At 61.6% G+C, this 18651-nt stretch carries 16 protein-coding genes, 2 pseudogenes and 1 other annotated feature; of the genes and pseudogenes, 15 read left to right on the forward strand and 3 right to left on the reverse strand.

Annotated elements, in window-relative coordinates; all coding sequences use genetic code 11:
* Positions 1-480 precede the first annotated feature (480 nt).
* The 9 genes from ASC45_RS06955 to ASC45_RS06990 all read left to right on the forward strand — a co-directional run bounded on the left by ASC45_RS06955 (position 481) and on the right by ASC45_RS06990 (position 9298).
* Positions 481-1479, forward strand: coding sequence for a class I SAM-dependent methyltransferase (locus tag ASC45_RS06955; RefSeq protein WP_055450316.1), 999 nt, complete (start codon positions 481-483; stop codon positions 1477-1479).
* 1 nt (position 1480) lies between these two features.
* Entirely contained in the window at positions 1481-2641 is a 1161-nt protein-coding gene (locus ASC45_RS06960; RefSeq protein WP_055450317.1) for a M20 metallopeptidase family protein, read from the forward strand.
* Positions 2638-3465, forward strand: a complete 828-nt coding sequence (locus ASC45_RS06965; protein ID WP_055450318.1) for a hypothetical protein — start codon at positions 2638-2640, stop codon at positions 3463-3465. The genes ASC45_RS06960 and ASC45_RS06965 overlap by 4 nt, the downstream gene beginning before the upstream one ends.
* Positions 3462-4931: an FAD-binding oxidoreductase gene (locus ASC45_RS06970; RefSeq protein ID WP_055450319.1), complete on the forward strand. Its 1470-nt coding sequence runs from the start codon at positions 3462-3464 to the stop codon at positions 4929-4931. Before ASC45_RS06965 ends, ASC45_RS06970 begins: the two co-directional genes overlap by 4 nt.
* Before the next feature lie 2 nt (positions 4932-4933).
* The gene (locus ASC45_RS06975) at positions 4934-5974 is read left to right on the forward strand and encodes a TauD/TfdA family dioxygenase (RefSeq protein ID WP_055450320.1); all 1041 of its coding nucleotides are present in this window, start codon (positions 4934-4936) and stop codon (positions 5972-5974) included.
* A gap of 170 nt (positions 5975-6144) precedes the next feature.
* Positions 6145-6282 (forward strand): hypothetical protein, encoded by a 138-nt coding sequence (locus ASC45_RS16015; protein ID WP_245609980.1) that lies wholly within the window; start codon positions 6145-6147, stop codon positions 6280-6282.
* A gap of 94 nt (positions 6283-6376) precedes the next feature.
* Positions 6377-7300 (forward strand): 4-hydroxy-tetrahydrodipicolinate synthase, encoded by a 924-nt coding sequence (gene dapA, locus ASC45_RS06980; protein ID WP_055450321.1) that lies wholly within the window; start codon positions 6377-6379, stop codon positions 7298-7300.
* Positions 7297-8082, forward strand: a complete 786-nt coding sequence (locus ASC45_RS06985; RefSeq protein ID WP_055450322.1) for a nitroreductase family protein — start codon at positions 7297-7299, stop codon at positions 8080-8082. Before dapA ends, ASC45_RS06985 begins: the two co-directional genes overlap by 4 nt.
* Complete coding sequence (locus tag ASC45_RS06990; RefSeq protein WP_167344844.1) at positions 8069-9298, forward strand: YcaO-like family protein; 1230 nt, start codon at positions 8069-8071, stop codon at positions 9296-9298. Before ASC45_RS06985 ends, ASC45_RS06990 begins: the two co-directional genes overlap by 14 nt.
* 158 nt (positions 9299-9456) lie before the next feature.
* Here the strand turns inward: ASC45_RS06990 and ASC45_RS06995 are convergent, their stop codons facing one another.
* The gene (locus tag ASC45_RS06995) at positions 9457-10419 is read right to left on the reverse strand and encodes an IS5 family transposase (RefSeq protein ID WP_055450324.1); all 963 of its coding nucleotides are present in this window, start codon (positions 10417-10419) and stop codon (positions 9457-9459) included.
* Between the two features lie 92 nt (positions 10420-10511).
* On the opposite strand from ASC45_RS06995, the gene ASC45_RS15485 reads away from it, so the two are divergent.
* Both ASC45_RS15485 and ASC45_RS16020 read left to right on the forward strand, forming a co-directional pair.
* Positions 10512-11138: a LysE family transporter gene (locus ASC45_RS15485; protein ID WP_072242998.1), complete on the forward strand. Its 627-nt coding sequence runs from the start codon at positions 10512-10514 to the stop codon at positions 11136-11138.
* A 138-nt stretch (positions 11139-11276) separates the two neighbouring features.
* Positions 11277-11471, forward strand: a pseudogene (locus tag ASC45_RS16020) (IS3 family transposase); the annotation flags it as partial.
* Between the two features lie 316 nt (positions 11472-11787).
* Here ASC45_RS16020 and ASC45_RS07005 read toward each other — a convergent pair.
* On the reverse strand, positions 11788-12477 hold the full coding sequence (locus ASC45_RS07005; RefSeq protein WP_055450325.1) for a hypothetical protein: 690 nt from the start codon (positions 12475-12477) through the stop codon (positions 11788-11790).
* A 199-nt stretch (positions 12478-12676) separates the two neighbouring features.
* On the opposite strand from ASC45_RS07005, the pseudogene istA reads away from it, so the two are divergent.
* Positions 12677-13771: pseudogene (gene istA / locus ASC45_RS07010) on the forward strand (IS21 family transposase); the annotation flags it as partial.
* Between the two features lie 49 nt (positions 13772-13820).
* A protein-coding gene (locus ASC45_RS07015; protein WP_141655747.1) for an IS3 family transposase occupies positions 13821-15078 on the forward strand; the annotation gives its coding sequence in 2 pieces (ribosomal slippage) (positions 13821-14107 and positions 14106-15078; 1260 coding nt in all).
* Positions 14099-14214 (forward strand) — a sequence feature (AL1L pseudoknot). Its footprint overlaps the gene before it by 116 nt.
* Positions 15079-15276: 198 nt before the next feature.
* Here ASC45_RS07015 and ASC45_RS07020 read toward each other — a convergent pair.
* Positions 15277-16242, reverse strand: a complete 966-nt coding sequence (locus tag ASC45_RS07020) for a LysR family transcriptional regulator (RefSeq protein WP_055450327.1) — start codon at positions 16240-16242, stop codon at positions 15277-15279.
* 125 nt (positions 16243-16367) lie between these two features.
* Here ASC45_RS07020 and ASC45_RS07025 point away from each other — a divergent pair, with 125 nt between their 5' ends.
* Together ASC45_RS07025 and ASC45_RS07030 are read left to right on the forward strand one after the other, a co-directional pair.
* On the forward strand, positions 16368-17753 hold the full coding sequence (locus ASC45_RS07025) for a ribulose-bisphosphate carboxylase (RefSeq protein ID WP_055450328.1): 1386 nt from the start codon (positions 16368-16370) through the stop codon (positions 17751-17753).
* A gap of 89 nt (positions 17754-17842) precedes the next feature.
* Positions 17843-18649 carry a CbbQ/NirQ/NorQ/GpvN family protein gene (locus ASC45_RS07030; protein WP_055450329.1) on the forward strand — a complete coding sequence of 269 codons (807 nt, stop codon included), beginning with the start codon at positions 17843-17845 and terminating at the stop codon, positions 18647-18649.
* The last annotated feature ends 2 nt before the right edge of the window (positions 18650-18651 follow it).

Consider the following 18651-nt stretch of genomic DNA (forward strand, 5'->3'; position numbering starts at 1 on the left):
TTGCTCGGTTAGGTGCCGTAGAGGTGCCGGGACCGAACCAAGGAGATAAACGAGAAGATCCCACCTCGAAGTTCATCGTTTCCGGGGAAGACCTCGCGGGCTTCGGCGACTGCGCGTTGGGCGAGGTGTTGCGGCGGACTCAGGTCGTGACCGCTTTGGGCTCCGGCATGCTCGGTACGTGTGAGATCAAGTTGCGAGGACTGGGCAACGGAGATATAGAGAACCGTTCACTGCGCGACGCAACGCCTAGCCCGGAAAACCGCCTTTCGCGCCCGCCCGGGGTGGCTCAACAGTCAGCCTGGGCTTGGACTATTGGCCACACAGCGTGTGACTCGTCATCGAAGGAGTTTTCTCCTATTTATACGAGGATGAGCTCCCGTCCGTGTCTCCACCACGCAGACCGCCAGGAACGCCGACAAACGGCAGATCGCCCTCCCTGCCGATTGGAATTCGACACAGCCGGTCCGGCTCGTCACCTGCGTGACGAATGCCATCGCCCCGGAGATCACCGAGGAGTCTGGGTATACCCACCAAACGCTCGGTCAGCAGCTGTATCTCCCGACGGCCACCAGCCGCCAGATCTTGGCGAGGCAAAAAAAGATCAATTATGACACGCAGAGAGATCCAGAGAAAGACAAGGAGAAGATTCGTATGCACACAAACATGATCAACCCGCAGGAGGTCGAGGAGGCCGCCACGTATTTCGACGCCACGTCGGTCGGCTACGACGCCGAATTCTCGGATTCATCCATCTGGTCCATTGCACACCGGACCGGCAGGACCTTGCTTGAGCAGGCGCTGGATGAGCGCACAGGACTGGATATCGCGGACATCGGCTGCGGGACGGGCAAATGGGCAGGCTTCTTCTCAGGGCGCGCATCCAGCTTGCTGCTGTCGGACGTTGCTGAATCGATGCTGGCGGTCGCAGTCCGAAAGTTTGCACATGTGCCCTCGGTACAGTCATTGCGAGCTTCGGTGGACGATCTCGGACACATCTCCGATGCGAGCTTCGATCTCGTGCTCTGCATGGGAGATCCGCTGTCCTATGCGCCAGACTACGTCCGCGGCATCAGTGAATTGTGCCGCATCACACGGCCGGGGGGCCTGATTTTCGTCAGCGTTGACAGCCGCCTCGGCTACCTCAGGATCCTCAAGGAGCAGCACCATGCCGACCTCGACACGCTGTTCACCTTTCTCGAGACCGGCAACATTATCGGCTGGGAGGGACTGCCGCTGCACGCATTCACGACGAAGGAACTTGGCGATCTTTTCGCCGAAGCTGGCGCCGAGACGCTTTCTATCCACAGCCTGCCCTCGGCATCCGCGTACTTTCTATTCGACGACCGGTTCCGCGAACAGATCCATGACCCGCGGCAGTTCGAACGATTGATCGCCATGGAGGACTTGCTGCGCGACCAAGGCTCGCCCGGTCCCCACCACCTATACGGATTGTTCAAGAAGGCACTGCCGGGGGGGTGAGATGCAGATCGATTTCGCTCTGCCAGAAAGGCTGGGCACCTGGCGACAAGCGCTCAATGAACGCGCAGAGTTGTCGTGGCAAGAGTTCGAAACGCAGGCATACCTGCTGGCTCAGTTGCGGGAGCTTGGATTGTCGCCACGGGTCGCTGCAGGAACCGGTGTGGTTGTCGACATCGATTCCGGCCATGATGGTGCCTGCATCGCATTCCGCGCAGACATGGACGCTTTGCCTTTCCCCGCGGCGGATGGCGCACCGATGGCGGCGTGGCACGGCTGCGGTCACGACATGCACATGGCTATCCTCCTAGGCTTGGCCAGCGAACTGGTGACGAAAGTACGCGCGCGTCTGCGAGGACGCGTCCGGCTGATCTTCCAGCCTGCGGAAGAAGTCCTTGGGCATGACAGCGGTGCTCGACGGTTAATCGCGGAAGGCGCGCTGGTCGAGCCTTCCGTGTCGCGCATCTACGCGCTGCACGTTTCGCCGCGCTTTCCGGTCGGCCATGTCGCGTATCGATCTGGCGCATTCATGTCGGAGAGCCTTCGGACCAGGCTGAGCGTGCGAGGCGGAGGCGGCCACAGCGCCATGTCCGGACCGGACGGAGACACGGTACTAGCCCTCTCCCGCGTCATCGCCGCATTAACCGGTGGTGCGGTCGTCGACGAGTCCATCGGGGGCACCTGCTCCTTCTGCACCATCGGCGGTGGCACGGCGGCCAATGTGCGGCCGACGCTGGTGCATGCGGAAGGAATCATCCGATCGCCGCACGCAGGTGGCGCGCTGCAGCATGGGCGAAGGTTGCTGGACATTGTCGAACAGCTCGCCACCGAGCATCCCTCCCTGTCGATCCAGCTGGAGCTCGGCGACGGATACCCGCTACTGGTGAACAGCGACGCCGTAGATCGAACCGTGATGACTGCGCTCACAGCCGCAGTGGGAGCGGACGCTGTTCATTCCATGGCGCAACCATCGCCGGCGTCCGAAGATTTTGGGGCCTACGTGGCCCGATGCCCCGGCGCAATGTTCCTTCTCGGAACCCGCGCCGACGATCCGGCGTCCAGGGCACCCCTGCACACACGGGACTTTCGTGGGCCCGACGAAGTCCTGGCGACGGGCGTCCGATGTTTCCTCGCCCTTACCGAGCAGGAATTGGGGGAGCGATGACGGCAGATCCATATAGCGGAGACCTGATCGAGATCCTGCGCCTGCGGGATGGTACCTCCTGGTATGCGGACTCCGGGCGCGTATATCTGTGTCAAGGAAACCTCTGCGAGATCGGCCTGCCGACCCATGGCCTTCCGCCGGCGTTGCTCCAGCTCTTGATGCTGCAGCTCCGCGCGGGCAGCACCCACCAGGACCTACTGTTCCTCTTCGGCCGACACTTTCATCGCCGCGCACGCCGGGTCATTGCGGATCTCGAGGACCGGCAAGTGCTCCGTTGGGAGACTGTGCAATGCAATCGGTTCGAATGCCGCGACGCAAGGCCCTTCGAACTCGTCCTCGAAGGGAGTCCAGACGCTGTCTCATTGCCTTCGCGCTGCGAGATATTCGTCCATTCCGGTGCCGCAGCCACCTATACCTTACCCGCGACCCTCTCGAAGCGGGTCGGCGCCAAACTCACTCTGCACGACGTCGACCTGGGTACAGGCTATCTAATCGTCGCCCGTCGGGCCGACTCCGAAGTCTGCATGGCCTGCCAGCTCCTTTGGTTCTTCGGTAGCCGACTACTGCCTTTGAGCTTCCTCGGGGCCTGTTTGTCGGTGCCATCTTCCGGCGCCCAAACGGTTGACCATTACCGTGCCCGGGTTAGTCTGGCATTGACCGAGATGCGCGACGAGGAGGCGCTGTTGATCTATTTCCCGGACGACGTTCCGGCATGTGCGTCGATCGATCGTCCGCGCGCACGGCATCCGGCCTGCGGCTGCACGCGGTTCTCGCGGGGCGGCAACAGCATGTCAACGCCTGAATCCATAGACGTGCTGGCATGACAACATCATCCAACTTCCTCCACGCCTGCCGCACGGTACTTGGGACCGCACACGTGCTGACGACGTCCGATCAGGTCGCCCCGTTCTTGACCGACTGGAGTGGTCGTTGGCGAGGTGAGGCGCTGGCCGTGCTGTGCCCAGGATCGACGTCGGAGGTTTCGGAGGCGGTGCGGCTTTGCGCCTGCGCAGGCATCGGCGTGGTACCACAAGGGGGCAACACGGGCCTTAGTGGCGGCGCGACGCCGCAACGCGCACAGCCCAGTGTCGTGATGCACCTCGGACGCCTGACGTTGGTTAGCGACGTTGACCTGCTCAACAACACGCTGACTGTCGGCGCCGGTGTGACGCTGGCTCGTGTCCAGGAAGTCGCCCGGGCCGCCGGACGACTCTTCCCGCTGAGCCTTGCTTCGGAAGGCACTTGCACGATCGGCGGCAACCTAGCCACCAACGCCGGCGGCACGACAGTACTTCGCTATGGAAGTATGCGGCAGCTCTGCCTCGGGCTCGAAGTGGTTCTTCCCGATGGCCGCATCTGGAACGGTCTGCGAACGCTGCGGAAGGACAACACCGGGTACTCCCTGCGGGACTTGTACATCGGATCGGAAGGCACGCTTGGTCTCATCACCGCAGCCGTATTGCAACTGCGTGCCTTGCCGACAGATGTCGTTACCTGCATGCTCATATTGGACAGTTCGGATCGCGCAATGGCCTGCTTCGACGTTCTGCGTGAGGAGTTCGACGCAGTGCTCACCACCTTCGAGTTGATCTCCCCTGCGGCATTGGACGCCGTGGCTGAGCAGTTGCCTCATTTGAACCTGCCTGCGTGTCGCCCTCATCCCTGGGTGGTGCTGGTCGAATGTAGCGACGCCTCTGCGGGACGACATGATGGCGAAGCATCATCGCAAGCGCTCTTGTCGCACCGTCTGGAGCAGCGGTTGGCCTATGCGCTCGATACCAACATCATTCGGAACGTCGTCATCGCGCAGTCTGCCGCACAGGCGCGTTCCCTATGGGCGATCCGGGAGGGGGTGCCGTTGGCGTTATCCCGACAGCGCACGGCGCTGCGTTACGACCTCTCCTTTCCGATATCGGCGCTGGAGCGCTTCCTGCAGGAGTCGAGGAGTCGACTCGTCGCACTGGACGCCGATTTTCTGCCGGTCGTCTTCGGCCACGTGGGGGACGGCAACCTGCACTTCAATGTCAGCCCGGGCGCTGGCCGCGTCAATTTCATGTCCGAAATGACGGACCGGATCGACGCAGTGGTCTATGGGCTGGTGCGGGAACTGGGCGGGTCCGTGTCGGCGGAGCACGGCATTGGACGGGCCAAGTCGACGCCATGGCGAGACTCGAAGAGTCCCGTGGAACTGGCGTTGATGCATTCGCTCAAGACCGCCCTGGACCCCCAAGGCCTGATGAACCCTGGAATCTTCTTTCCAGCCGCTGCCAACACTTCCTTGACCTCATAGCCATGACGACGACACTGGACATCGCGTACTCGACCTTGAACGACCGCCAATTGCCGCTCGTAGTGAGCCCGGTGGGCAATGCACCTAGTTCGCTTGAGGAGGTGCTGACCTGGGCCGGTTCCTGTCAGCATGAACTCGGTAGTCTGCTCGACCGCCACGGCGCACTGCTATTCCGGGGGTTGCCGGTGACATCGGCCGACGATTTCAGCCGCTTCGTGCAAGTCTTCGACGGCCAAGTTCTCGACTACATCGGAGGCGCCGTTCCCCGGACCCGGATCAACCAGGTGGTCTTTAGTTCTACCGAGCTGCCGTCCTTCCGTCGCATCCGCATGCACAACGAACTGGCATACCAAAAGAACTACCCGGATCTAATCTTCTTTTACTGCCACCAAGCCGCGCTGAAGGGCGGGGAGACCCCCATCGTCGATTCACGGCAAATTCTCAAAGAACTAGACCCCAAGGTGCGCGAGAAGTTCGTTCGCGCCGGAGTGAAATACGTCAGGACATTCCAGGAGAAGCGGGCGTGGCGAGAGAGTCTGAAGAAGCGCATTCCGCTGTACCAGCACCTTAACTGGGCCGACGCATTCCAGTCCACTTCAAGGGTCGACGTGGAGAACCGCTGCCGCGAGCGCGGTCTCGATTTCCAGTGGCTTCCCAACGGCGATCTCAGCGTTAGCAACGTGCTGCCAGCGACGATCCATCATCCGCGGACCGGTGAGGCTTCTTGGTTCAACCAGGCGATGCTGCAACACTTCAACGCACGCAGCTGGGATCTTCCGCTCTATCTGTTCCGCAGCGTGCTCTATCCCGATCGGTCTCGACTGCCTTATCAGGCGTATTACGGCGACGGAAGTCCAATTTCCAAAGAAGAGATCTATCACGTTATTGACGTGACTTACCGCAACACGGTGGAGTTTGCTTGGCGATCCGGCGATGTCATGCTAGTCGAAAACCGCCTCGTCGCCCACGGCAGGAATCCATTCCAAGGACCACGCAAAGTCTACGTGGCAATGCTCAAACAATCGGAGGTCGCTGCGATCTGAAACAAAAAGGGAGGTGACACCACGACGTCGCTTTCCGTGTCATCCGGTGGCGGGCCACGCGGCCGCGTGGCCCGCCACAAGGATCGGACGTCCGAGACCAACTCGGGCGGCTGTCGCTCAACGTGCTGATTAGCACGCTCTTCAATCCACTTAGCAAAAAGGAAGTCAACATGCGAAACGTCCAAACGCTGGAACTGTCGATCGTCGAGTCCGCAATCCTGGAATCGGCCATCGCTGAATCGGCAATCACCGAATCGGCAATCACCGAATCGGCAATCGCCGAATCCGCGATCACCGAATCCGCCTAAACACGATGACGTATCGGGGCTAGCCTCCGATGCAGGAAATGGGAGCGGCGCCGCTCCCATTTCCATCCTCTAGCAATCACCCCAGTCTCTAGTCATGAATATTTCCGCCTATCGTCCGTTCGACGGCATCTTCGTGCCGCTCATCACTCCGTTCCACGCCTCGATGGAGATCGACTGGGAAGGGCTGCGCCGCCTGGTCGCTTTCTATGCTCAGCAGGGTGTCGCCGGATTCGTTCCTTGCGGGAGCACGGGCGAGGCCAGCACCTTGACGGTCGAAGAGCACAAGGCGGTTATCTCCTTCGTCATCGAGCAGGCAGCCTCCCATGGCGACTTCAAGATCATCGCCGCGACGGGATCCAACGACACGCGCGAGGCTATCGACCTCACCCGGCACGCCCATCAGGCGGGCGCTGACGCCTGCCTATCGGTCACTCCTTATTACGTACGCCCCAATCGGTCCGGCCTGCTTGCACACTACCAGCGAATTGCAGAGGTTGGCAGCCCGTTGTTTCTTTACAACATACCTCTGCGAACCGGGCTTAACCTGTCCCTCGAGGACATTGAATTGCTGGTGCAGGACGTGCCGGCGGTAATCGGTATCAAGGAAGCGACCGCAGACATCCAGCAGCTGATCGACGTAGCGCATCGCTTTGCGGACTCGGACTGCTTCACCGTCCTGAGCGGCGAGGACTCCTTGCTGTTCGACTGCTGCACGCATGGAGGTCGGGGGTCAATTTGCGCGGCATCGCTCGTATATCCGCGTGAGATGGTGCAGTTGCACCACATGGTTTCGACTGGACATCTCCATGAAGCCGCTGCACTAAATCGGCGCATGCGGCCGAAGGTTCGTGCGCTCTTCTGTGAATCTAATCCCGTCGCCATGAAATTGGCCGTGAGCCGACTTCTCGGCACGTCACCAACCGTGCGACTCCCTCTAGGGCCGGCTTCGAAACGGGCCGTGCAAATTATTGACGGACTGGGTCTGCAATGCGAATCAGAGGCGGAGTCGGCTGTATGACGGCACACCTAGATGCCCTGACCTTGATCGAGCAGCAACGGACCATCAGGAAGTACGAACGACGCGAGCCGGACGATGCGGTGATTCGACGTTGCATAGCGCTTGCCCAACGTTCACCGTCGACATCCAACCATCAGCCATACTCGGTGGTCTGGATCCGCGAGCGCGCGTTGCGCGAGGCAGTGCTACGCGAAATGGTCTGTCAGCCCTATGTCGCGGACGCCCCCACCTTGCTGATGGTCTGTGTCGACTGGGGGCGCCAGGATCTTCTGGCACGGCTACTGGGAATGGCCAACCAGATCAACAAGCCGAGCAAGCTCGTCGTTGGCGTTGCGGACGCGAGCATCTTCTCCCAGAGTCTGGTGCTGGCGCTCCAGGCCTCCGGCTTGGGCGTCTCCTACATCGCCAGTCCCTATACCGGACTCAAGCGGGTGGCGGAACTCCTGAACGTGCCGATCGGGGAGGCGATGCCGCTGCACCTGATCGCCGTCGGACATGCGGATGAAGCGCCCGCGCCGAAACCGCGATATCCAATCGAGGCCGTGTTGCATGTAGACCGGCGGACCAATCCAGAGCCTTCGGTGGTTCGAGACTACTTCGAAGCAGGATCGCGACAGATCGAGGATCAGGGCTACCTGGCAGTAACCGGCGACCCGATCTCCACCTGGCGCGAACACTATGGCGTCAAGTTCGGTGCCGTCGCCCGAGACCGAACATGGTCGCCTTTCGCGCGTGACCTACAGTCGTTCTTCGCCGAGGCGTCCTTGCATGACCCGTGCTGAAATGATCGACGCGCTATGTCGTAGTGTGAGTCCCTTTGGCGTGGTAAACGACCTGAGGGGCGAGTGCCTGGAGGACCGGGGTCAGTCGTATTTTCTCTACCGAGCTAGGATCAATGCCTTCGGCAGGACAGGGTTGTTGACGCCACCGCTGAGCGGATTCGGATTCTCGGGTGACAAAGATGACGCGGTGCTCAAGGCGCTCTGCGAGGCGTTAGAGCGATTCTGCGGAGTGAATTTCGAGCCGCGTATTCGCCATCGCGGCCCTTGGTCAGATGTGGCACCCAATGCCGTGGATCCGCGTCAATGTCTCGGCTATCTGGATGAGCAGTACCGGATCCCCGGATTTAGCCTTGCTCCCTTCGATCCGGAAGCGGATCACGATTGGGTGGAGGCCATGGATCCGGTGTCCAAGTCGACGCTCTGGATGCACTTGGACCTGGCGCTGATGTCGATGACGTCGAAGGTATCGAAGACCTCTTCGGTCGGCATGGCGATCCATTCTGATGCCGGGCTTGCCGCCGAGTCAGCCGTACTGGAATTGATCGAACGTGACCATTTGGCGTTGGCATTCTGGTACGGCGCTCCCTGCCGCTCGTTGCCGAAGGATAACTTGCCGCTCAGCCTTCATCCTCATCTCGAAAGCATGGTGCAGGCGGGGTACGAACTGCACTGCCTGGGTCTCAATTTCGGGCTGGATGTGCCGGTCGTACTTTGGCTGGCTTTCCGCGCCGACGGACTGCCACATCTGCTGAAGGGCGCCAGCGCGAACCGGCGCGGAGTGGATGCGCAATCCAAGGCCTTTGAAGAGATGTTTCGCAGCTTCCTCCATTACCGGCGGCACCCCTTTGAAGTCAGTTCGAATGCTCAGGGTGCCATGAAGAACTTGGTTCACTACCAGACTCCCGACGTGGCGAAGCGACTGGGTTTCTTGATCGACCAAACATCACGCGCGGACCCGCCTGAACTGGGAGGGGACTTTCAGGGCGATCTGTTCACCCATCTCATGCGCAAGGGATTCCCCACCTACCTGGTGGACATGTCCCACTCAGTGATTGGTGCATTCGGCCTCACATGCATTCGCGCGATTTCCCCCTCACTTGTCAAGACGCCACTGGGTTCCGAACCCTGGCAACTGGCATCGCCTCGCCTGAGGGCTTACCGAGGAGCACGAGATGAAGCGCTCGCCGCGCACCCTGAACTCCATTTCTTCTCCTAGGGATGGTGTCCAAAATCGGCCGAACGCCGACGCGACGGAACGATGAAGGCCACGAGATGATTCTCGTCAGAGGTTGCGAGCGATTTGCGCGCTGCGATACGCCCCGTGATGGTCGTTTTGACCTCGTCGGTGGCCGTTTCCGCGCGCGGCGGACGCACTCATCCCTGCGCCGCCATCAGTTGTCGGCAAGCCATCCAGAGGTTGGACAGCGCGAACAGCGTGTGCAATTGCGCCGTGTTCTTCGCCAGCCCGCGGTAGCGCACCTTCACATGGCCGAACTGGCGCTTGATCACGCGGAACGGATGTTCGACCTTGGCACGGATGCGCGCCTTGACGTGCTCCATCTGCTCCACGATCGCGTCCTTCGGATCGGTCGTGTCGAGCAGCCTGCGCAGTCCGGGTCGCAGCGCGACATGCCAGCGCGCGCGGATGTCCTGCGTGTCCTCGCGTTTCTCAACGCCCTGATCGCCGGCATCGGCGAACACGTCCGCTTCCTCGCCATGCACCAGCGCATGCGCCTGGGTCACGTCGTTGACGTTGGCCGCGGTGCCGACCACCGTGTGCACCAGGCCGCTGTCGGCGTCGACGCCAATGTGGCACTTCATGCCGAAGTACCACTGGTTGCCCTTCTTGGTCTGGTGCATCTCCGGATCGCGCGTGCCGGTGCTGTTCTTGGTCGAACTGGGCGCGGCGATCCGCGTGGCATCGATCGCCGTGCCTTCCTTGAGCAGCAGCCCCTTGGCTGCCAGAGTGGCGTTCACGACCTCAAGCATCTTGGGCGCCAACTCGTGCTGTTCCAGCAGGTGCCGAAAGCGCAGGATGCTCACGCGATCAGGCAGCCGCGCCATGCCACTCAGACCAGCAAACTGCCGGTACAGCGGCACGTCGAACAGCGCCTCTTCCATCGCCACGTCCGGCAGCCCGAACCAGTTCTGCAGGAAGTGGATGCGCAGCATCACCTCGGCGCCGAACGGCGGGCGACCGCGCTCCTTGCGCTGAGCAACCGGCTCGATCAGCGCGAGCAGCTGCGCCCACGGCACCACGCGCTCCATCTCGTCCAGAAACTTGCCCTTGCGGGTGTTGCGGCTGGTCAAGTCCAGGCCAAGGTCAGCTTGTTTCATGGGCACATTGTCTTGGCGACATCGTCACGACGCCAGGGACAGCGGGGCCTTTTTGAACGCCATCCCTAACTAGCTAATTTATATTTTCTCAAATGTTTCAGGTTCTTCTTGCGGTCTGGATCTTGCATACCAGTGCTTTGATGAGCCCTGGAACAAATACATTTCTTGTGGCTCAATTAGCAGCCAGCTCCGTTGATCACAAGACCACAGCCAGCGCGGTTGCCGGCATCGTTCTTGGGGCTTGCCTTTGGATAGTCTTGGCAATCGCTGGTATTGGCACGCTGTTCCATGCCGCTCCTAGTCTTAAGTTGTTCGTGCAGATCGCCGGGGGATCTTATCTCTTATATGTGGCTTCACGCTTATGGCGCTCCGGTCACGCAAGAGATGCGAACCGCTTGGAAATCTCGCCCATGGATGCGTTCAAACTCGGTTTGTTTACAAATGTAACTAATCCGAAATCCGGCCTGTTCTTTAGCAGCGCTTTCGCCGCTTTGTTACCCGTAAACGCCGGCTGGGCTCTAACGGCTGCGACCGCTATTCTTCTAGTTTTTAATGGTGCGGCATGGCATTCCGGGCTAGCCTATTTGTTTTCTCGAAAACGGGTGCGCGAATGGTATACAGATGTGAGCCCGATCGCTAGCAAGATCGCGGGTGCGCTCGTTGGCCTATTGGGCGCTAGCGTATTGGTATCAGCATTGGCGACGTCCCGGTCGCTGTAGAACGGTGATTTTGCCCGGGCTTTCTGGATCCCATAACTGAGACCGTTACGCGGCCTGCCTGTTCTGGGCGCCAAGCCAAGCACGTTCGAATTGCATCGGACTAACGTAGCCCAACGACGAATGAAGCCGGCGATGTTTGTAGAACTGATTCATCGCCGCGCACCCTGGAAGACCAAGGAATCCGTCGAGCTGGCCACCCTGCAATGGGTTGCGTGATTCAACAACTATCGCATGATGGAGCACCTGGGCTATATCCCTCCCGCAGAAGCTGAGGCAAACTCCATCAGCAAGCGCACACGAGATTGCAGGAGCGTTTCGGGCGTTCAAGGGTGAAATCCTGGAGCTCGGTGTTCGTCACTACCGACCACAAGGACTGAGCGCGGTGAAACGGGCTCGGATGCAGCGCCATGACCTGCCGGACATCAAGGTTGTCTTCATGGTATGAATCATGGCATCGACCGTGCAATATGTTGATTCATCGTGGAAAATCGGTCCCTCCCTTTCCGCCAATGCTATGAACTAAGCCCATGATTTCATGGGCTTTTTTCTTTTCAGCGTTTGCACGGTCTTACCATCGGTCTTACCCTTGTGCGGCGATAGGCGCAAAAAACCCGGCGCTTGGCCGGGCTTCGTGTAGGGCGGGCGGCATTCAGAAGTTTGACTCGGATCGAATGAACCTCCGCTCCGTGTATTTCTGGACAGGCGGCCCGCGATAGGGCGGCGGCGGCTCAGGCAGCTCGGTTTCCATTCCCTTGGCCGCCCGCTCAAGCAGGCCCTCTAAGGTCTGCGAGAGTTCCATCCTACTGAAGTAGTGGGGTGCCACCACAGGATAGCCCAGGCTTTGCAAGTGCTTAGCCAATGCTCGCCCCTTCCGATGCACGTCGAGCAGCGCACTGGCGGCGGCTTGCAGCGCCTCCGGCTGCTCGGTCGCATCGGCCTCTTGCAGGCGGCGAGCGCACGCCCGGTCACGCTCCAGGTTGATACGGCTCACCATGTCGGCACGGACGCGCTGAAGAAGATCGATTTCGTCGCGCAGTCGCGTCCATTCTTGGCGAAGCGACTTAGCGCGCTCAGCAGCCGTGGGCACTGGCGCTTCTGTGGTGCCGCCTGGGCGAAGCAGCTTTGCAACGATGTCGAGCGCCGTTGCTGGCGCGGTTTCCGGTGCCCCAGCGCTGTGATTCAAAGCTCGATCGATTTCGGCTTGCCGCGCCCGGTTCGCCTCCACGCGGGCGTCGAGGGCGGCAAGCTCATCCATGCGCGCCTGAAGTTCGGGGTGATATTCGGTCGCGTGCATCGTAAGCGCGCCGGTCGGCTCGGGCGGTCGTTGTTTCAAGATCATGTGTTGCTCCAATGGTGCGGCCCTCAATCGGTAGTAGCAGGTCGGGCCGCATGACCCTGCCGCCTCAATACCCCCCCCTCAAATGTTGACGCCGACCGAAAACTGACCATCTGAAGGCGGGGATGCCGCTTCAAAACTGACCAGGGTGTATCACGCGACTGCTGAATTTCTCAGCAGGAGCAAACAAGAGGTAATCACCATGGACATGATGGGCAAGGTCAGGCGCATGAAGATGCGCGACGGGGTCTCGATCAGCGAGATCGCGAGGAAGACGGGTTTATCGAGAAACACCGTCAAGAAGTGGCTCAAGGCGCCCGCGGCGACCCAGCCGCGGTATGAGCGGGCGCAGAAGGTGGGCAAGCTCTCGGCGTTCGAGGCGACGCTGGTGGCGGCGCTCAAGACGGATGCCCACCGGGCACGGGATCAGCGGCGCACGGCGCGGGCGCTGTTTGTGCAGATCCAGGCCCAGGGCTACCGGGGCGGCTACAGCGCGGTGACGGACTTCATCCGGGCGTGGCGACAGGACTCGGGCAAGGACACCACGAAGGCGTTTGTGCCGCTGAGTTTCGAGCTGGGCGAAGCGTTCCAGTTTGACTGGAGCGAGGAAGGCATCGTGGTGGGCGGGGTGTACCACCAAGCACAGGTGGCGCACCTGAAGCTGTGCGCCTCGCGCGCGTTCTGGCTGGTGGCCTACCCCAGCCAGGGTCACGAGATGCTGTTCGATGCCCACACGAGGTCGTTTGCAGCGCTGGGCGGCGTGGCCCGACGGGGCATTTACGACAACATGAAGACCGCGATGGACAAAGTCAAGAAGGGCCGCGGCCGGGTGGTCAACGCCCGCTTTGCGGCCCTGTGCAGCCACTACCTGTTCGATGCGGACTTCTGCAACGTCGCCTCGGGCTGGGAGAAGGGGGTGGTGGAGAAGAACGTGCAGGACAGCCGACGGCGGGTATGGCTGGAGGCACGAGAGCGCAAGTTCACCCGCTTTGCCGAACTCAACGCGTGGCTGGCCGAGCGCTGCAAGGCGGTGTGGGCGGACACGCCCCATCCGCAGCACCGGGAGCTGAGCATCGCTGACGTGTGGCAGATCGAGCGCGAGCACCTCATGGGCATGCCAGCGCCGTTTGACGGCTACGTGGAGCGCCCTGCGCGAGTCAGCAGCACCTGCCTGGTGACCGTGGCGCGCAACCGCTATTCGGTGCCCTGCGAGTGGGCCGGGCACATGGTGAGCACGCGGCTGTACCCCGGCCGCGTGGACGTGGTCGCAGGCGACGCGCTGGTGGCCAGCCATGAACCGCCCCGGTTTTTGAGGAGGCTCCTTCGATTGAGAGAATGGAGCCATAATGAGGAAGTCCCCGAAGTATTCTCCCGAGGTCATCGAGCGCGCGGTGCGCATGGTGTTCGATGCCGCAGACCAGTACCCGTCGCAGTGGGCGGCGATGGAGTCCATTGCCGGCAAGATCGGCTGCACGGCCGAGACCCTGCGCAAATGGGTGCGTCAAGGCGAGCGCGACAGCGGCAGGCGCCCCGGTCCGACCACGTCCGAGCAGCAGCGCATCAAGGAACTCGAGCGTGAGGTGCGCGAGCTGCGCAAGACCAACGAGATCCTGAAGCTGGCCAGCGCCTATTGCGCCCTGCGCGGATCGACCGCCATCACAAGAAGTGAACGCCTTCATGGATGAGCACCGGGGTGCTCACGGGGTCGAGCCGATCTGCACCGCCTTGCAGGTCGCCCCGTCGGCGTACCGGCGCCACGCGGCACGCCAGCGCAACCCCGCGCTGCTCGCGCACAGAGCCAAGCGTGACGCGCAGTTGCTGCCCGAAGTGCAGCGCGTGTTCGAGCAGAACCTGCGGGTCTACGGCGCTGACAAGGTTTGGCGCCAACTCCTGCGCGAAGGCGTGACGGTGGCGCGCTGCACGGTCGAGCGGCTGATGCGTCGTCTCGGACTGCAGGGCGTGCGCCGCGGCAAGGGCGTGCGCACCACCGTGCCCGATGCCCGCGCGGCGTGTCCGCTGGACCGTGTGAATCGCCAGTTCAAGGCCGACCGGCCGAACCCACTGTGGGTGGCGGACTTCACCTACGTGTCGACCTGGCAGGGCTTCGTCTATGTGGCCTTCGTGATCGACGTTTTTGCGCGCTACATCGTGGGCTGGCGTGTGAGCGCGTCCATGCAGACCGACTTCGTGCTCGACGCGCTGGAGCAGGCGCTCTATGCGCGCCGCTCTGAGCGCGATGGCACCCTGGTGCATCACAGCGACCGCGGCAGCCAGTACGTCTCCATCCGCTACAGCGGACGCCTGGCCGAGGCCGGCATCGAACCCTCGGTGGGCAGCACGGGAGACTCTTACGACAACGCACTGGCGGAAACGATCAACGGGCTGTTCAAGGCGGAGGTCATCCACCGGCGCGGGCCGTGGAAGACGCGCGAGGCGGTCGAGTTGGCCACGCTCGAATGGGTGTCATGGTTCAACCACCACCGGCTGCTCGAGCCCATCGGCTACATCCCGCCAACCGAGGCCGAGGCCAATTACTGGCGAGGCCAAGACCAGACCGTGCCCGCCATCACGGCTGCCCACGCGACAGCGCAACAGGAGGGTTGACCCATGCAGGCATGGCCCAACCGGGGGGCGTCTCCGGCGGCCCCTGCGGGGGGCTGAATGAGAGAGAATCTGAAAACCAACCATCCGCTTGACTGTCAGGCCAACACGGCCCGACTCAAGCCAACAAGCCTCCTCGAAACCCGGTGCGGTTCATTTGGGGCTTGGCGCGAGCATTTTGCAGATGATGTGCAAAGGCTTCTACCTGACTTCGGGAGACGGCGCCACAGGATCGGGTTTTCTACGCGTTTTGATGTTGCTCTGAGGCGCCAGAACCTTTGAGGCTTGATCGAGAACGAGGTCTGCAAAGGCCTGGGCGGCGGGGCTGAGGCGTTTGTCTTCACGCTGGACCAGGTACCACTGCCGCTTGAGCGGAAAGCCCTCGACGTCGAGCACGCACAACTGGCCCGAGGCCAGTTCGGCCTGTACGGTGTGCAGCGAGACCAGGCCTACGCCGAGGCCGACTTCGGCGGCCTGCTTGATGGCCTCGTTCTTGTTCATCTCCATGGCCGGCCTGAAGGGCAGGTGTTGGTCGAGCAGGAAGTTTTCCAGAGCCCTGCGTGTGCCGGAGGCGGGTTCGCGCACGACCAGGGGTTCTTTGATCAGACGTGCAAGCGGGATGCGTTTTTTCCGGGCCAGGGGATGATGGGCTGAGGCGATGATGACCAGCGGGTTTTCCATGAAGGGAGTCGCGCTCAGGTGATAGCCCTCGGGTGGCGCGCCCATCAGGGCGAGGTCGCTGATGTTTTCGGTGAGATGCTTGAGCAGGGTTTCACGGTTGATGACGTTGAGGCTGATCCGGACTTGCGGGTTCTGGCTGCGGAACATGGCCATCAGCCGGGCGGCGAGCACGCTGGCGGTACTCACGGCCGACACCGTCAGGACGCCGCCTTTGAGTCCCTTGAGATTGGCCAGTGATTGTTCGAGATTGGTCAGTTCGCGGAAGACGTACTGCGCGCTGCGCAGGGTTTCGTTACCGGCTTCGGTGAGTCGGATCTTCTTGCCCGAATGCTCGAACAGCGGCATGTCCAGCAGATGTTCCAGTTGTTTGATTTGCATCGACACGGCGGGTTGTGTGAGATGCAATGCTTCGCTCGCGCGCGAAAAGCTGCCGGTGCGCGCAACGGCTTGAAGGATCTCGAGCTGCCTCAGGGTGATTTTCATCATCACTGAATACTATAGAAAATCTAACAAAGTCTTAGTTTATCTTATCAAAGATCGATCCTATAGTTCGGCGCCATTGGAATCGCATCGGGCCGCGTCGGCCCGTTTTCTACACTCGGAGAAACGACATGGCTCATGACCAATCCAGCCGCTACGCCAATCTCGATCTGAAAGAGGCGGACCTCATCGCCGGTGGCAAACACATTCTGGTGGCTTACAAGATGAAGCCCAAGGCGGGCTACGACTATCTGGCCACGGCCGCCCACTTTGCGGCCGAGTCGTCCACCGGCACCAACGTCGAGGTGAGCACCACCGACGATTTCACCAAGGGCGTCGATGCGCTGGTGTACTACATCGACGAGGCCAATGAGGATATGCGCATCGCCTATCCGATCGAGCTGTTCGACCGCAACCTCACCGATGGTCGCTTCATGATCGTCTCCTTCCTCACTCTGGTGATCGGCAACAACCAGGGCATGGGCGACGTGGAATACGGCAAGATGATCGACTTCTATGTGCCCGAGCGCGCGATTCAGATGTTCGACGGCCCGGCCACCGACATCTCCAACCTGTGGCGCATCCTCGGTCGTCCGATCAAGGACGGCGGCTACATCGCGGGCACCATCATCAAGCCGAAACTCGGGCTGCGCCCTGAGCCGTTCGCGCAGGCGGCCTATCAGTTCTGGCTGGGTGGCGACTTCATCAAGAACGACGAACCCCAGGGCAACCAGGTCTTTGCCCCGGTGAAGAAGGTGATTCCGCTGGTCTACGACGCGATGAAGCGCGCGCAGGACGAGACCGGCGAGGCCAAGCTGTTCTCCATGAACATCACCGCCGACGACTATCACGAAATGTGCGCCCGTGCCGACTTCGCGCTCGAAGTCTTCGGTCCAGACGCCGACAAGCTGGCCTTCCTGGTCGATGGCTACGTCGGTGGCCCCGGCATGGTCACCACCGCCCGTCGCCAGTACCCCAACCAGTACCTGCACTATCACCGTGCCGGTCACGGCGCAATCACCTCGCCCAGCTCCAAGCGCGGCTATACCGCCTTCGTGCTGGCCAAGATGAGCCGTCTGCAGGGAGCTTCGGGCATCCACGTCGGCACCATGGGCTACGGCAAGATGGAAGGCGAGGGCGACGACCGCAACATCGCCTACATGATTGAGCGCGACGAGTGCCAGGGCCCGGTGTACTTCCAGAAGTGGTACGGCATGAAGCCCACCACGCCGATCATCTCCGGCGGCATGAACGCGCTGCGTCTGCCCGGTTTCTTCGAGAACCTTGGCCATGGCAACGTCATCAACACCGCGGGTGGCGGCTCCTATGGCCACATCGACTCGCCGGCGGCAGGTGCCAAGTCGCTGCGTCAAGCCTACGAGTGCTGGAAGGCCGGTGCCGATCCGATCGAATATGCCAAGGAGCACAAGGAATTCGCCCGCGCGTTCGAGTCCTTCCCGGGTGATGCCGACAAGCTCTACCCCGGCTGGCGCGAAAAGCTGGGCGTGCACAAGTAAGCCGGTTGTGAATCATTCGGCATGACCTTCGCCCCCGGCAAGCCGGGGGCTTCTTTTTTCACGGGGTGTGCCCCCGACCGAGGTGAATCATGACGCATCAGGCCGACGCTTACCGGATCAAGGCCGAGCCCTACTACCAGGCGCAGGGCCGCGAGGTCGCGCTGTTCGAGGCGGCCTACCGCAACCGGCTGCCTGTGATGGTGAAGGGGCCGACCGGCTGTGGCAAATCGCGCTTCGTCGAATACATGGCGTGGAAGCTGGGCAAGCCGCTCATCACCGTGGCCTGCAACGAAGACATGACCGCCTCCGATCTGGTCGGGCGCTATCTGCTGGAGGGCGGCGGCACGCGCTGGCTCGACGGTCCGCTCACTACGGCTGCGCGCATCGGCGCCATCTGCTATCTGGATGAGATCGTCGAGGCGCGGCAGGACACCACCGTGGTCATTCACCCGCTGACCGACCATCGTCGTGTGTTGCCGCTGGACAAAAAGGGCGAGCTGATCGAAGCGCATCCCGACTTCCAGCTGGTCATCTCGTACAACCCCGGTTATCAGTCGCTGATGAAAGACTTGAAACAGTCCACCAAACAGCGTTTCGCCGCCTTCGACTTCGATTACCCCGAGGCCACGCTCGAGGCCACCATTCTCGCCACCGAAGCCGGTGTGGCGCCCGAGCTGGCGGCCAGGCTGGTGCAGCTCGGGCAGACGGCACGCAACCTCAAGGGACATGGGCTGGATGAAGGCATCTCCACCCGTCTGATGGTCTATGCCGCCAAGCTGATACGCGACGGGGTCGATCCGGCCGACGCCTGCCGCATGGCGCTGGTACGCCCGATCACCGACGACGCCGACATCCGCGCCACGCTCGATCACGCCATCGACGCGATCTTCGCCTGAGA

Source organism: Thiomonas bhubaneswarensis (assembly GCF_001418255.1).
GTDB lineage: Bacteria > Pseudomonadota > Gammaproteobacteria > Burkholderiales > Burkholderiaceae_C > Thiomonas > Thiomonas bhubaneswarensis.